The 13,866-nt window shown below is 48.6% G+C and carries 15 protein-coding genes; all 15 read right to left on the bottom strand.

The genetic code is table 11. The annotated features are described in order from the left end of the window. Window positions 1-16: 16 nt before the first annotated feature. On the bottom strand, window positions 17-868 hold the full coding sequence (locus BMZ56_RS06230) for a fumarylacetoacetate hydrolase family protein (protein ID WP_090625811.1): 852 nt from the start codon (window positions 866-868) through the stop codon (window positions 17-19). 153 nt (window positions 869-1,021) lie between these two features. Further along, on the bottom strand, window positions 1,022-1,456 hold the full coding sequence (locus BMZ56_RS06235) for a c-type cytochrome (protein ID WP_090625573.1): 435 nt from the start codon (window positions 1,454-1,456) through the stop codon (window positions 1,022-1,024). A 56-nt stretch (window positions 1,457-1,512) separates the two neighbouring features. Then, window positions 1,513-2,367 carry a helix-turn-helix domain-containing protein gene (locus BMZ56_RS06240; protein ID WP_090625576.1) on the bottom strand — a complete coding sequence of 285 codons (855 nt, stop codon included), beginning with the start codon at window positions 2,365-2,367 and terminating at the stop codon, window positions 1,513-1,515. A gap of 13 nt (window positions 2,368-2,380) precedes the next feature. After that, window positions 2,381-3,151, bottom strand: coding sequence for an SDR family NAD(P)-dependent oxidoreductase (locus tag BMZ56_RS06245; protein WP_090625579.1), 771 nt, complete (start codon window positions 3,149-3,151; stop codon window positions 2,381-2,383). A gap of 32 nt (window positions 3,152-3,183) precedes the next feature. After that, window positions 3,184-4,248, bottom strand: a complete 1,065-nt coding sequence (locus BMZ56_RS06250) for a carbohydrate kinase family protein (protein WP_090625582.1) — start codon at window positions 4,246-4,248, stop codon at window positions 3,184-3,186. Window positions 4,249-4,251: 3 nt separating this feature from the next. Next, a complete protein-coding gene (locus BMZ56_RS06255) occupies window positions 4,252-5,376 on the bottom strand; it encodes a Gfo/Idh/MocA family protein (RefSeq protein ID WP_090625585.1) in 1,125 nt (374 codons plus the stop codon). 11 nt (window positions 5,377-5,387) lie between these two features. Then, window positions 5,388-6,218 (bottom strand): class I fructose-bisphosphate aldolase, encoded by an 831-nt coding sequence (locus tag BMZ56_RS06260; RefSeq protein ID WP_090625589.1) that lies wholly within the window; start codon window positions 6,216-6,218, stop codon window positions 5,388-5,390. A gap of 55 nt (window positions 6,219-6,273) precedes the next feature. Then, window positions 6,274-7,032, bottom strand: coding sequence for a PIG-L deacetylase family protein (locus BMZ56_RS06265; RefSeq protein WP_090625592.1), 759 nt, complete (start codon window positions 7,030-7,032; stop codon window positions 6,274-6,276). 20 nt (window positions 7,033-7,052) lie between these two features. Continuing rightward, on the bottom strand, window positions 7,053-7,985 hold the full coding sequence (locus BMZ56_RS06270; protein ID WP_090625594.1) for a sugar phosphate isomerase family: 933 nt from the start codon (window positions 7,983-7,985) through the stop codon (window positions 7,053-7,055). A gap of 10 nt (window positions 7,986-7,995) precedes the next feature. Further along, window positions 7,996-9,081, bottom strand: coding sequence for a Gfo/Idh/MocA family protein (locus tag BMZ56_RS06275; RefSeq protein ID WP_245893100.1), 1,086 nt, complete (start codon window positions 9,079-9,081; stop codon window positions 7,996-7,998). Window positions 9,082-9,141: 60 nt separating this feature from the next. Then, the gene (locus BMZ56_RS06280) at window positions 9,142-9,744 is read right to left on the bottom strand and encodes a 3-keto-disaccharide hydrolase (protein ID WP_218146479.1); all 603 of its coding nucleotides are present in this window, start codon (window positions 9,742-9,744) and stop codon (window positions 9,142-9,144) included. Between the two features lie 18 nt (window positions 9,745-9,762). Further along, window positions 9,763-10,764: a formylglycine-generating enzyme family protein gene (locus tag BMZ56_RS06285; protein ID WP_245893101.1), complete on the bottom strand. Its 1,002-nt coding sequence runs from the start codon at window positions 10,762-10,764 to the stop codon at window positions 9,763-9,765. Between the two features lie 25 nt (window positions 10,765-10,789). Next, window positions 10,790-11,548 (bottom strand): 3-keto-disaccharide hydrolase, encoded by a 759-nt coding sequence (locus BMZ56_RS06290; protein ID WP_245893102.1) that lies wholly within the window; start codon window positions 11,546-11,548, stop codon window positions 10,790-10,792. A 6-nt stretch (window positions 11,549-11,554) separates the two neighbouring features. Next, the gene (locus tag BMZ56_RS06295) at window positions 11,555-12,868 is read right to left on the bottom strand and encodes a Gfo/Idh/MocA family protein (protein ID WP_090625600.1); all 1,314 of its coding nucleotides are present in this window, start codon (window positions 12,866-12,868) and stop codon (window positions 11,555-11,557) included. 166 nt (window positions 12,869-13,034) lie between these two features. Beyond that, window positions 13,035-13,850 (bottom strand): 3-keto-disaccharide hydrolase, encoded by an 816-nt coding sequence (locus BMZ56_RS06300; protein WP_090625603.1) that lies wholly within the window; start codon window positions 13,848-13,850, stop codon window positions 13,035-13,037. Window positions 13,851-13,866: the final 16 nt, after the last annotated feature.

Here is a 13,866-nt window from a genome sequence, read left to right on the forward strand (position 1 = left end):
TTCTCCCTCTATGGATTTATGCCTGTTCGCAAACCTGTTTCTGCTCACCAAGTCCATCCACACAGAGTTCCACTACGTCGCCTGCTTTCAGGTAGAGCGGTGGCTTCATTCCCAGGCCCACGCCAGCAGGCGTACCTGTCAGAATCAGGTCTCCAGCTTCCAAGGTCATGAACTGCGATAGGTAATGGATAACGTGGTATACACCGAAGATCAGGTTTTCCGTATTGCCATTTTGCATGATCTGGCCATTCACACAAAGTTTCAGCTGCAAATTGTGTACATCAGCCACTTCATCGGCCGTCAGCAACCATGGACCGGTAGGACTGAAGTTATCACACGACTTACCTTTGGTCCACTGTCCGCCACGTTCCAGTTGGAAAGCACGTTCAGACACATCATTGACTACACAGTATCCCAAAACATACTGCTTCGCCTCATCCGTAGACTGCAGGTAGCGTGCATCCTTGCCGATCACCACGCCCAATTCAACTTCCCAATCTGTCTTTTCGCTGCCCCTTGGAATGACGATGGGATCGTATGGACCAACGACCGTATTGGATCCTTTCTGGAAAACAATAGGCTCCTGCGGAATCGTCATATTCGATTCTTTGGCGTGATCGGAATAATTCAGCCCGATACAGATGACCTTGCCCGGACGGGCAATAGGCGCTGCCCAACGTTCATTTTCGCTTACGGCATTTGGTCGAGGATTGATAGCCAGGTATTCGCGCAGTTTTTCCAAGCCACCTTTGTTGAAAAAATCACGGTCCCAATCGCTGAAGCGATCGGAAAGGTCCCGTCTAACGTTGTGTTCATCCAAAATACCCGGGCGCTCCGCCTCCGGGCTCCCAAAACGGATTAATCTCATGATGATGTTTTTTTTTTTCGCTTTCTCTCCAAAAATAGACAAGCCTTGGTATACTGTGCCCACGATGGCAATATAGCATGCGATTTTGATAAGATTGGATAACGTGATATCCGGTCAAATGGAAACGAAGTAGGAGTAATCGCTGATCGTTCCCTAATCAAGTCCATCCAATGAAAGAATATACATGACCATCTTTTCGGCATCTCCTTCTGAAATCGTTGGATGTGGCGGCATCACGACATTACCCCAGGAACCCTTGGTTCCCAAAACAATTCGTTTGGCAAGTATACGGATATACGTGCTGTTCATAGGGTAACGGGCTGCAATGTCGTTGAATGCGGGGCCACGCTTGCGGTCTGCTTCTTTATGACAGGTAAAGCAATCGGAATAAGACATCAATACCCTTCCTTTGTCTATTGTTTCGGCTGTTGGTACTACATCTATATCTCCGGCAAGTTTATTTATCAGCCGTTTCCTGGGATTGTTACGGGCTAATTCTCCCTTTCGGCGACTTGCGGCATCGGGACCACATCCGACAAGCAACAATATAAACGCAAAAATAACCGTATTAAACGTAAAAGTGTGCATGATCAGCGGGTTTGGGTAAAGCTACTTAAAAGAGATGTCTTTTTGAAATAGTCTGTTTAGGCAAACATTTTCCTAAACTCCTGTGGTGTCATTCCCTTCAGTCGCTTGATTAGTTTGATGAAATGCGCCATTGATTGGAATCCACTATCTCTGCAAACTTCATGAATTGCTATCGAGGTATCTTTCAGCAATTCACATGCATATTCTATCCGCATTTCCTGTACAAAATCTGTAAACGTTTCCCCCGTCCACTGTTTGAAATAGCGGCAAAAGGTGGGCACACTCATATTCACAAGTTCGGCCACCTCTTCGAGGTAAATTCGGTTACGCATCCGACTAGCTACATACGCCTGTATACGATCCAGCGGTTCCTTACCCTGCAAGCCTATATCGGTAGATATGGTATGATGCAACGGTGCACAACCCGGGTTTTCACCCAGCAAGGCGAGCAGCCGAAGTACAAGCAGTAAACGTCCTTGCCCGATGGCGTGCGGCATTGATAGAAGAAATTCAGCTAATGAATCCTGTGTCACGCCTTTGAATGACAATGCCAGTCCCTCTATCGTAAGCAATCGCTTCAATTTCCCGTGTTCTGGAAGATTGAAGTATGTTTCGCCCAAAAACGATCTGCAAAACTGGAGAACGATGAATTCGTCTTCCGCTGTGTTCCATTCGATCGATTGTTCACATTTAAACCAATGCGGTACTCCCGGTGCCAGTAAATATACATCGCCTGTCCGAAACCGCCTGATGGTATTGCCCACATAAAAGTTTCCCGAACCTGATCGGATCAGTATCAACTCATGTGCACTATGCACATGGTAGGGGATATTGCAATCCGTGCCCCGCAGGTGTTTCACTGCAAAAGATTGGGATGGAGTGATGGGTATGGAACGCGATACCGGAGTCATGCGGGAGTATTTGTCAAGTCCGATAAGGTGAAGGGCTCACTGTCGTCCAGCCTCCATCGACGACCACCGTTTGCCCGGTGATGTGGCGGGCAGCATCGCTCACCAGAAATAACGCTGCTGCAGCAATATCTCCCGTTGTCGCTGCACGTCCCATCGGGGTGATCGAAGACCAGGTGGCGGCATATTCAGCATCTTCTACCGTTCGCTCGGTGAGCGTCGCACCGGGCGCGACCGTATTAACGTTAATGCCATGCGGCGAAAGCTCCAATACCAGGTGCTTGGCTAGCATTTCTAAGGCAGCTTTCGACATCCCATAAGCGGCTAAATTTTTGTGAGCCCGGTGTCCGGTTACTGAGGAGGTAAATAATAGCGATCCGCCACGTCCATGCCGGATCAGCTCCTTTGCTGCCGCCTGCGCGAGAAAAAATGTGCCACCGAGATTCACTGCCATTACCTTGTGGAATGATTCCGGCGTATATTGCAGAAAGTCACCGAACAGCGTAATCCCTGCATTCGCAATGACGATGTCCAATGTACCGGTCTCGGTTACCGCACGTTTCACTACCTTATCAATAAACGCAAGATCGCCCGAATCGCCCGGACATGTCAAGCACCGTCCTTCTTTTCCGATCTGTGCTGCTGCACGTTCTGTCAATGCTTCATCGATATCGTTGAGCAGCACGGTAGCTCCTTCCAACACCAGCTGGCGGGCAATTTCAAAACCAATGCCCTGACCTGCTCCTGTGATGATCGCCGTCTTGCCTATAAATCTACCTGTTTGCATGAGCTGATTTACTTTTCACTTCTTGTCTGTATTCAGCGGCGTTCAAGAGAACGCTCGCCGTCCTCATTTTTCCGGTACCCGTATAATTCAGAAAGAGCCAAGCAGTCTGTTTGGGAAAGTATTCCATCTGAGCACGTCGCATGCGACAGGCTAGCTGCTGCCGCACAGACGCCCAGATCAAGACATACGTCCATGTTCCAACCTTCATGTAGGCCCAGTAAAACCCCTGCTGCCAGCGCATCACCTGCTCCATTTGCTCCCACCACTTTTTCTTGGGGAAGCTGCAGGCTGGGTTGAAAGAGTTGCCTACCGTCACGGTGCGAAGCCCATACGCCATCGGGGTGATGGATAATTACCCACTCGTTGACTCCCATCTGAAAGATTACCTCAAAAACGTTCTTACATCGATTTCCCATTTCTACCGTATCGGTTATTTCCATCAAATCGATACCGGACAGCCGACTTGCTTCATATTCATTCAGGAATAAATAGTCCACGTACGGCAGCGCACAAGGAATGATAGTGGTGAAACGATCCGAATCCTCACTCACCAAATCGACGGAAGTTAAAAACCCCTCGCGCTTGGCTTTCTCCAATACAAGCGATGCCCTTGTTCTTTCATTCTTTTGAATTTCATCCAGACGATCCAACAGGAGGAGGTACCCCAAGTGAAAGATCTTCGCTTGTGAAATTCGGAAATCAAAATGATCGATATCCAGTAGGGAATTAGCTCCACGATGATGAAAAAACGTACGTTTCCCGGTATTCTTTACCGATGTTACGATGGTATAGGACGTCGGCGTATCGGGTATCATTTGCAATTGCCGGACGTCAATGCCAGCTTCGCGGCAATGATCGACAATTCGAATACCATTAAAATCGTTGCCCACCAGACCGACCGCCTCCAAGGGGAAAGGAGCTTGCAATTTGGTTAAGTCCATCAGGATATTATAGGCTGATCCGCCATTGCTCGTATATTCGTGCAGAATATTTACGAGCGATTGCTCTGCCGGAAATTTATCGATGAGCTTGACCTGGTCCAATATCCAATTGCCCGCTACCAATAGTCCCGATCGATTCAGATGATTTGTAGCCATGATCTACTGGATTTCCACGAATGTGCCCGTCTCCTGAGAAAGTAAGGCTGCGTTGAAAACTCGATGACTATCTACGGCTTCTTCCGGTGTTGCACAACCAAATTTTCCGTTCAGCAAACCTTCACGTTCGGCAATATAGGCAGCGAACATCTGCATGAAACAGTCGGGGAAACCCGCCTCAAAAATACCGCCGGTTATGGTTTCAAACGGCATTTGAAATCCGAGGTCCGTACGCTTCCACCATTGCTCGGCGCCGTTGGAAAATTGCCAAAAAGCCTTGGTATCTTTGGTGCTATACCGCACACCACCCTCCGTCCCATAAATCTCGATATACCAAGTATTCGTTTCACCTGGTGCCAAACGTTTCATCTCCAACTGCATGGGCACCTGTTCGCCATTGATATCAACTTGCGTACTCAGCGTCGCGTTATTCCACGTGTCGCATACGGCGGTCCCTCCTTTTCCATCGGGTCGCTCGGTAATGATTTTTTGCAACTGGGCAAACACTTTGGACGGCTTCCAGCCTAACCTAAGCGGCACATGCAAAGCGTGCATGCCTAGGTCACCCATCACCCCGATTTCACCGCAGTATTGTGATTGGCGTTTCCAATTAATGGGCTTCTGGGCGTTCATGTCGCTCGCATGTAAAAAGCCGGACCGGATTTCAAATATCCGGCCCAATCTTCCCGATTCCACTTCCGCAATGACCCGCTGCGGTCCCGGCAAAAACGGCATTTCGGAACTGCACCGCACAAATCTGCCTAACCTTACTGCTTCCGATGCAATGGCCTCCGATGCCTCCAGGTCAATTCCAAAAGGCTTTTCACCGAGCAGGTCCTTTCCCGCACGAAGGATATCAATATACAATTCCCGGTGAAGATTATGTGGAACGGCAATATACACAACATCGACTTCCTCACTGCTAATCAACTCATGGTAATTTGTTGTCAGCAGTGTGACACTTTCAATCTGCCGATACCATTCAAGTATTTGTGCATTTAGGTCGCACACTGCGGTAAGCTGCACGCGTATCGGGAAGTCCTTCAATGCAAACCACCTTCCGAACGCACTGGCAGCTTCCCTGCCCATCAACCCGCCACCTATTATTCCTATTTTTACTGTTTTCATTCGACCCTGTACTATTTTAATAGCCCAATCACGTCTTCAGGTTTGGCTCCTTCGTGTACGAGGGCCATCAACGCGCGTGTCATGCCACTCGGATTAGGGTGTTGGATAACATTCCTACCGTACACAATGCCCTTTACTCCTTGTTGCATCAGGCCGTACGTACGTTGTAAAATTTCCTCGTCGCTCGCCTTTCCTCCACCACGTACCAATACAGGGATATCGCCCGCTGTTTCCACGACACGGTGATAATCTTCCACATCATCCGTCGGATCTGCTTTGATGATGTCGGCTCCTAATTCTACTCCCTGCCTAACCAGGGGGATAATCTTTTCTGGATCTCCGTTTACCATGTACCCGCCCGCTTCACTGTTCGGCCGAAAGACCAGAGGCTCCACCATCAACGGAATCCCATACCGATCGGTTTCGGGCTTGATCTTTAGAATATTCTGAATGCATTGGTCAGTCACTTCCGGTTCGTCCGGAATGCTGAACAGATTGACCACCACACAAACTGCGTCTAAACGAATGGCTTGCTCCACGGGATTTTCAATCATCCGGCTGAATAACGCCCGTGGCAGCTGTTTTCCATATACGTTCGCCACGTCCGTTCGAAGCACGAGCGACGGTTTCTCTCGACCGGGTATCGCTTGTAGGTAATGTGCCTGCCCTACCGTAAGTTGGATCGCATCCGGTGCCGCTGATACCAATACGTCCACTGCCGTACGGATATTTTCAATCCCATGAAGAAACGGGTATTCATTGAAAAATCCGTGATCAATTGCGACATCAAAGCAATTTCCCGATCGGCTATTGAATAATCTATTTAATCGATATGATTTCATCTATTTATTTCTATTTTGCAATTGTCAAACTTGTCCCCTCTTCATGGGATGGAACCTATTTGACATAATTTTCTAATTCTGCCTCCAGCAGATTTTCTTGCGGAAAGGCGTGACCAAGGTGTTGCCGAAAACCTTCGCCGTATCTTACACGAACCGCTTCACCCCGCTTTGCGGAAAAAGCTCTCATCGCCAGCAAGTATTCGTCCATGCCGTGGTGTTCACGTAGCCAATTGCGCTGCGATTCATGGCAAGCCAACATTTGTTCTTTTAAGGCAATCTTATCCGTAATGTCGACCACCATACCCGGTACCACTTCCGCTCCGTATCGATCCTTTCCCTCCATGGCATCCGCGTAGTAGAGATAAGGCGTAAAAAAGAAAGGTGGAGATGCGGTCTCGATGTTCTTGACACCCGCACTGAAACAAGCCGTCTGAACCAATTTGCTGGTCATTTCGTGATCCACCATATAACAGGACGGGCTCATGGTAAAGACCATCCGAGGTCTTGTCCGACGGATCAACTCAATGACTTTCAGCAGCGTTGGTTTATCATACATTACAAAGATGTCCTCACACTCCAGGCATTGATAAGGCGCCTCCAGCAAAGCGGCTGCGCTTGCGGCTTCCCGTTTACGAACCGCGCTGATTTCTTCCCGGCTAAGCGTAACTGTACCACCGTCTCCCGGCGTCATGGTAGCCATCTCTACTCGCCAACCTTTGTCTTTCAACAACGCAAGTGTTCCGGCGCAGAGTAACTCCGCATCGTCGGGATGGGCTACGATAGCCAGCACCGTGTTATTTACGTTCTCTTTCATCTTTTCCGTATATCGACCCCTTAGTGCATTTCTGTAGCCACATCCTTCAACGCGTGTCGATAATAATGGAACTCCACCTGGGGATGACTGGCCAACAATGACATCGGAACGGATGTATCTTCAATACCCTTTGAAATCATAAATGCAGTCAAACGCATACCAAAAGCATTGTCGTGATTTCCGGCTTGCCAAATTGATACTTTTTCTGCTTTCCATGTCTCCCGTGGTCCGACTGTCAACGCCTGCATGGGTACACCTACCACATATCCGCCGCCCGAAGTGCGTGCATTCTGCATCAGTGTTATGGGATGAAGATCCACGATCCGCGCAGACAACTGACGGTATTCGTCCGGCGAAGGCGGTGCATCCACATAGTTGCCCTCCCGTTTAAACGGATCGTTGAATGCCCAATGTTTAACATCACCCTGTCCGCCCTGCATGACGGCACATCGGATTTCGTCAAAGCTGCGTGTATAAGCGTCCAGATTCCCCGCACCGGGATAATGAATATTGGAATCCGGCATCCGGAACTGGGGCTTTATCCGATCAAACAACAACTCCCGATTTGCGCGCGCGAAAGAAAGGGGATGTGTTTCATCCACCTCTTTCCCGTTTTCATACCATTCGTCCATCCCCCAAAAATGGGCATGCTCCAGGGAAATTTCCAGGTCGTTCACCAACTGGGCAACCAGCGGCAATTGCTCGGTAGGCCCTATGGGTCCGCAAATACCTACCGGATTGGAAGGTGTGGACTGCTTCCAGGCGTTAATATACTCCAAGGCTTCCGCAAGATAGAGAGATTCCAACGTATCATGTAAAACCACTTGGAAACCCGGGCGCGAAAGCTGCTCGATATCCTTGACACTTAATTTGGCCGCATCCCGGTGAATTTGATCGTCAAGTGTTGTATAATCCCACCAACCCTCCGCAAGTCTGCTGATTTTTCTGCTCATTATTTATCTGTTATAAAATCACTACATTACCTGTTTTTACCGATTCATCGCAAGCAAAGGCGATCCGCAAGCTATTTACCGCATCGGCTAAATGATCAGTCAGATCGATGTCCTCCTGAATGGCCCGAAGGAAATAAGCCTGTTCCCGGTTGCATAATTCCTGATGGTCCGGCTCGTCGGTCAAATCGATCCACGCGTCCGCTTTAGCAAACCGTTCGTTACTATCCAGTTCGGCATGATGTACTAACAATGATTCGGTTTTGGTGTGGGCTTCAATGGAATCTGATTTTCCCGAAGCTCCGGCGTCCTTTGCCACAATCGATACCGAACCTTTCGGGCCGAAAACGTCTTTCACGAAAAAGGCCGTTTCACTAACCATCGGGCCCCAGCCTGCTTCATACCAACCCACCGAACCATCTTCAAACCGTATCTGCAGCTGACCGTAATTGTAATTATCTGCCGGGATTTCGTCGGTCAGCTTCGCGCCTATGGCGTAGACCTGTGTGGGCTTGGAACGCGCCATTTGACACATCACATCGATGTAATGCACCCCACAATCGACGATGGGACTTAGGCTGGCCATCAGGTTGCGGTGCAACGTCCACATGTCACCCTCACTCTGTTGGTTCAGGTTCATCCGCATCACTAATGGCTTGCCCAATTGCTGAGCCTCTGAAATAAACCGTTGCCAGGAAGGATGATGACGAAGGATATAACCAACCACTACTTTCTTTCCGGTCTGTTTCGAAACCGCGGCCACGCGTTCTGCGCTTTCGACCGTACTGGCAATCGGCTTTTCCACAAATACATGGCAGCCCTGTTCCATCGCACGGACAGCATACGGTTCATGGGTATCCGGATACGTTGATATACATACCGCATCTGGCTGCGTTTCTTTCAAAGCCATCTCGAAATCATCGAACAGCGGATAACCGCTACCCAATTTTTCATTCAATTTTTTCTTACTGCCGCCACGGGAAACCAAGCCGCATATTTCAAAACCCGGCAAATCGTGATAAGCCTGCGCATGCGATGCCCCCATGTTACCGCATCCCACTACCAATACCTTGACTGTTTTCTTTGGTCCTTCCATCATTGATCTTGTTATTATCCGTTAACTTGCTTCTATTTTTTCTGGTTAAGAATTGCTTCTATCCTAAAGCTCCTTAATTGTCAAATCTTTCCAACGTACTTTAATGCCGCCGCCGTCGTGGATTTGCAAAGCGATGAAGCCCTTTGCCGCTCCGATTTTTTCGTCTGATAAATGGACCATTTTCTTTCCATTCAGCCAGGTGGTAACTTCGTTGCCGACCGCCCGTATTTTCATGGTATTCCATTCACCTACCTTCAGGTACTTGTCTTTTTCCGGCTCGGGTTGTATCAGCCACCCACGGCCATAAGACTCATAAATACCGCCGGTGTTGTGCGCAGGTGGCGCTACTTCGACCTGCCACCCGCTGATTTTGACCCCTTCGATGTCGGAGCGTATGAACACCCCGCTGTTGCCGTCAGCTTCCTGTTTAAAGTGAACGGTCAGCTCAAAATCTTTGTAGGTCTCATTGGTTGATAAATAGCCGTATTGTTTATCGGGACCGCTTTCACAGACCAGTTCTCCGTTTTCCACGTACCATTTCTCTGTACCGTGAATGGTCCATCCAGTCAGGTCTTTCCCGTTAAATAAACTTTTACGTTGGCCGAAAGCGCCAAAATGAATGAGCATACACAGTGCTGCCAACAAAATTTTCGAATTTGGTATCATGTTATTTTATTTTTGGTTTCAATATTCTGGAATGGGTTCAATGGTATAATAACCCTCGATTTCGTCTTGTGAAGGCTGTACTGCTGGGCGGACGATCCGTAATCCGACAAAAGGCGTAAAGGGAAACCACCAATTGCTTTTGGGCGTTTGGGGGTCGAGTTCTTTCCAGGCTGGATCCGAATGAGCCCGGGCGGCGGATCGAAGATTTACCGCCTCATCCTGAAAAGATCCACCCCTCACCGTATGTGGATATAGTTCCGTAGGTGGGTTAACCGGATTGTTCGCGCGTTTCTCTTTTTTCCATTGTTTATACGCATCGGGGATATACTGATCGAATGTCCACTCGCAAACATTTCCCAACATATCGTATAATCCCCAACTGTTCGGCTTTTTGGTACCGATAGGATGTGTCTTTTCTTCACTGTTACCCGAAAACCAAGCGTATTCACCTAATTCATCTACATTATCGCCAAAAAAATAGGTGGTTTCACTTCCTGCACGGCAAGCATATTCCCATTCCGCTTCAGTCGGTAGACGGTAAAAGACACCCGTCCGCGTATACAGCCACCTGCAGAACTGGATAGCATTGTAATGGGTCATAGCAATGGCAGGTTTTCCCTCTTTTCCCATCCCCATCGTCATATCCAGGAAAGGTGCTGTCGGCCGGGTAACTCCATCCACTTCCTGCATTGCCTGCTCCTGCCCCGCGGTCGGATCGCCAGATTCATAAATATAATATTCGTAAACGTCCCATGGAATTTCATATTTTCCGATCCAAAAAGGCGCTATTTCCACATCAATTTGAGGCCCTTCGTCGGTGCGCCGATTCGCTTCACCCGTAGCGCTTCCCATCTTAAACGTTCCACCTGGGATGGCCACCATGTCAATCGATTGATCCGTTCCGGCCAATGTTTGCTGGTAATCGGAAAAGTCAACCTGTTGCGCAAGTAGTGTCCCCGATGCGAATAGAGACAGTAAACAACTCATCGGCGTGTGGAACAACCCTAATTTAATATCCATCAATTCTTTTTTTTTCGTTTATGCCTCAATTCACCTCCGTTGCAACCTGGTCGGCCGAAGTCACCCCAGGCGGCAATTCAATCAGTTTCAAATTTCTGAAATGAATTTCTGCTCCCTCGGATTCAAGACATAGATAACCTTTCTTTATCGAGCTTTTTTGGATACCGTTCACAAACTTTCCATTCACCGAAAGCTTGATGGTGCCATCCACACAAATAACCTGATAGGTATTCCACTCTCCTTTGCCTTTACTCCGGTTTTCAATCGATTTGCTTCGCGAACCCCTGGGGTTATCGGGCACGACGTTTACACCGCCCACACCAAACAGCTCGCCATGGACATAGGCAATGGGAGGCTTCACGCCGTCTCGCTTATTGAGTTCCACCCATTCCAGATCTAGCATTTGTACCTCTACGCCACCCGGCAGCCGATTTTCACCAGGTACCGCGTCACTCCACACAAAGACACCAGAGTTTCCACCCGCTTCCATATGTTTCCATTCAACGTAAAGCATGAAATTCTCATATTGCTTTGCCGAGCGTATCACGCCGATGGGATGCCCCGAACAAACCAGTGTTTTGCCTTTCACTTTCCACGTATCGCTCCCGGTATTTACCGCATGCCATTCCAATCCCCTCCAGTGAAGTCGATTACTTGGCCCCCACTCGACCACGTCCTGTGTCTCCTGGCCAAACTTCAAAAACGGTTGAGCAACCGCCAAATCAGTCATACAGACTATGGATAGCAGCACCATGATATGGACCATCAAACGTGTTTCTGACATCGTCGCTTATAGTACTTTGGTAACACCCGGAATCGCTACCGGTGGTGATTGATATTGCAAATCCCAGCTATAGTCTTCGAACCTTGGCCCCAGCACCTGGTTGGAATTAAGGGCTTGGTCCCACGTGATTTCCTGCCCGCTGTATGCAGCCATTCTACCCAAAATGGCCATCATGGTACTATTGGCCATCCATTCGCCGTCATTTATGGGTTTTCCTGCCCGTATCGAGGCAAAAAAAGCATCGTGCTCTGCTTGAAACATATTGTTGGGCGCTCCATCAAATTTCCACGGATTTTTTCCGGTAATTTCATGGCGTTGCCCCATCACAAAGTTTGCATCCCCTTCCGTTCCCGTGACGTCAATCGTGTTTCTTGAAAATGCTCCTCGCTGTTGGCGCGTAAAAAGAAACCCTTTGGCGCCTCCGGCATATTCATATTCAACAGAAAAATGGTCGAAAACGTTACCGAACCGCTCCTCCACCCGCTGCTGACGTCCTCCAGATCCGATCGCTTTGATCGGCATAACGTCACCAAGCGCCCAACTCATCATGTCCGCGCTGTGGCAGGCGACTTCAACGACAAAATCCCCAGACAACCAATTTTGAAAATACCAATTACGCAATTGATATTCAATCCCTGTTCCCAACGTACTTGAGTAGCCAGTCAGCTCACCGCCGTAACGGAATCCCGTAACGGTCCGGACATCCCCAATCCGACCCGCCAAAACTTGTTGGAAGGCCGCTTGGTTTGCCGCGTCGTGCCGAAAGCAGAATCCTGCAAATACACCGAGGTTCTTCTCCTTTGCTTTCCGTGCAGATTCCATTACCAACCTGACGCCGGGTGCGTCCACCGCCATCGGCTTTTCGCAAAAAGCATGTTTCCCTGCTGCGACTGCTGCTGCAAAATGAGCCGGGCGAAATGCTGGCGGAGTTGTCAAGAGGACCACATCCACACCGGAGTCAATTACCTTTTGATACGCATCAAAACCGATAAATTTATTCCTCTTTTTTACTTTAATCTTATCCGGAATGGCTTTCGACAGCGCATCGTATGATTTCTCCAACCGATCTTCAAAAGCGTCGCCCATTGCAGTGAGAATCACATTTGGATCTGATTTAACCGCCTGGATGGCCGCACCGGTACCTCGACCGCCGCAACCGATAAGGCCAACTTTCAACACTTCTTTTGCTCCTGAAATATTCCCCAGCGCCGAAGGCATCCCAAAGTGATAAGCAACACTGCCGCCAACGACTGCCATACCGGCCGTCTTTAAAAAAGAACGGCGGCTTTCCGATTGTAACGATAAATTATTTTTCTCCATTTGTTATTGATTAAAGTATCTGAATTTACACAAGAATTAATAATTGGAACCCCAAATCTACTGATTGTACCTGGCATCGCCAATAGCACGCGTTAATCACAAAACTAAAAAATAACTTGTATATACAAGAAACAAACTTAGATAAATCGACAAACTGTTACATTCGTTACCTTCCTGCTGCAAGCGGAACAAGATCGAGCCGGCGGACAAACATCTCTGCTCCTTCTGACTGTACCTGGATCCTTCCTTCGGAAGGGCGCACACGGATTGCCTGATTGACCAGTATGTCATTGACATAGATATCGATGGAATCCCCTTTCACCACACATTCAAGCTTATTCCATTGTCCGACTGGATGTTCTACGTCCTGAGGACCGCGGAATCCAAGTGTATCTTTCCAATTCGGATCGCGGCCATACCAGTTAATCCTTCCTCTGTTCACTTCCACCAACTCGCCACCGGCTTGATAAACCGGAGTTGTGCCATGCCGCTCGGAAGCTATGGGACTGGTGATCGAAAAGCGATCGCTTCCATCCCCAACCACGATAAAATCGCCGGTTCCGCCTTCAATGATATTGCATTCAATGGAATGCATCCACGTTCCCGAATAACCGCCGTCTTCACCAACAGAGTGAAACAGGATACCGTTATCACGCGCGCGGTCCGCTCTCGAACCGTACGTCTTTTCTCCCCATTTAAATTCCATCACCAGTCGGTAGTCTGCATAGACTTCGTCGGTGGTGATGCAACCCCACTCCTCGCCTGAAATACGTAACACACCATCCTGAATGGAAAATACGCCTTTTGGATCCTGATTCTTACCTCGGTCCCTGATAAATGTATACCAACCATCTAAGTCTTGTCCATTGAATAAATGGATGGTCTTTTTGGGAGCCTTACCTGCACCAGATTGCGCGTTTACGTCTGTGGACCAAGTCGCGGCCAACCACAATACACACCCTGCATAAAGTACTTTTTTCATATCTTTCTCCTTTTTA

Source organism: Parapedobacter indicus (assembly GCF_900113765.1).
Taxonomy (GTDB): domain Bacteria; phylum Bacteroidota; class Bacteroidia; order Sphingobacteriales; family Sphingobacteriaceae; genus Parapedobacter; species Parapedobacter indicus.

Bases quoted from the DNA above. Each gene is read 5' to 3' on its own strand.
- BMZ56_RS06295 (WP_090625600.1), bottom strand. From the start codon at position 12,868: ATGGAGAAAAATAATTTATCGTTACAATCGGAAAGCCGCCGTTCTTTT.
- BMZ56_RS06265 (WP_090625592.1), bottom strand. From the start codon at position 7,032: ATGAAAGAGAACGTAAATAACACGGTGCTGGCTATCGTAGCCCATCCC.
- BMZ56_RS06240 (WP_090625576.1), bottom strand. From the start codon at position 2,367: ATGACTCCGGTATCGCGTTCCATACCCATCACTCCATCCCAATCTTTT.
- BMZ56_RS06270 (WP_090625594.1), bottom strand. From the start codon at position 7,985: ATGAGCAGAAAAATCAGCAGACTTGCGGAGGGTTGGTGGGATTATACA.
- BMZ56_RS06260 (WP_090625589.1), bottom strand. From the start codon at position 6,218: ATGAAATCATATCGATTAAATAGATTATTCAATAGCCGATCGGGAAAT.
- BMZ56_RS06280 (WP_218146479.1), bottom strand. From the start codon at position 9,744: ATGATACCAAATTCGAAAATTTTGTTGGCAGCACTGTGTATGCTCATT.
- BMZ56_RS06285 (WP_245893101.1), bottom strand. From the start codon at position 10,764: ATGGATATTAAATTAGGGTTGTTCCACACGCCGATGAGTTGTTTACTG.
- BMZ56_RS06250 (WP_090625582.1), bottom strand. From the start codon at position 4,248: ATGGCTACAAATCATCTGAATCGATCGGGACTATTGGTAGCGGGCAAT.
- BMZ56_RS06245 (WP_090625579.1), bottom strand. From the start codon at position 3,151: ATGCAAACAGGTAGATTTATAGGCAAGACGGCGATCATCACAGGAGCA.
- BMZ56_RS06275 (WP_245893100.1), bottom strand. From the start codon at position 9,081: ATGATGGAAGGACCAAAGAAAACAGTCAAGGTATTGGTAGTGGGATGC.
- BMZ56_RS06230 (WP_090625811.1), bottom strand. From the start codon at position 868: ATGAGATTAATCCGTTTTGGGAGCCCGGAGGCGGAGCGCCCGGGTATT.
- BMZ56_RS06235 (WP_090625573.1), bottom strand. From the start codon at position 1,456: ATGCACACTTTTACGTTTAATACGGTTATTTTTGCGTTTATATTGTTG.
- BMZ56_RS06300 (WP_090625603.1), bottom strand. From the start codon at position 13,850: ATGAAAAAAGTACTTTATGCAGGGTGTGTATTGTGGTTGGCCGCGACT.
- BMZ56_RS06255 (WP_090625585.1), bottom strand. From the start codon at position 5,376: ATGAAAACAGTAAAAATAGGAATAATAGGTGGCGGGTTGATGGGCAGG.
- BMZ56_RS06290 (WP_245893102.1), bottom strand. From the start codon at position 11,548: ATGTCAGAAACACGTTTGATGGTCCATATCATGGTGCTGCTATCCATA.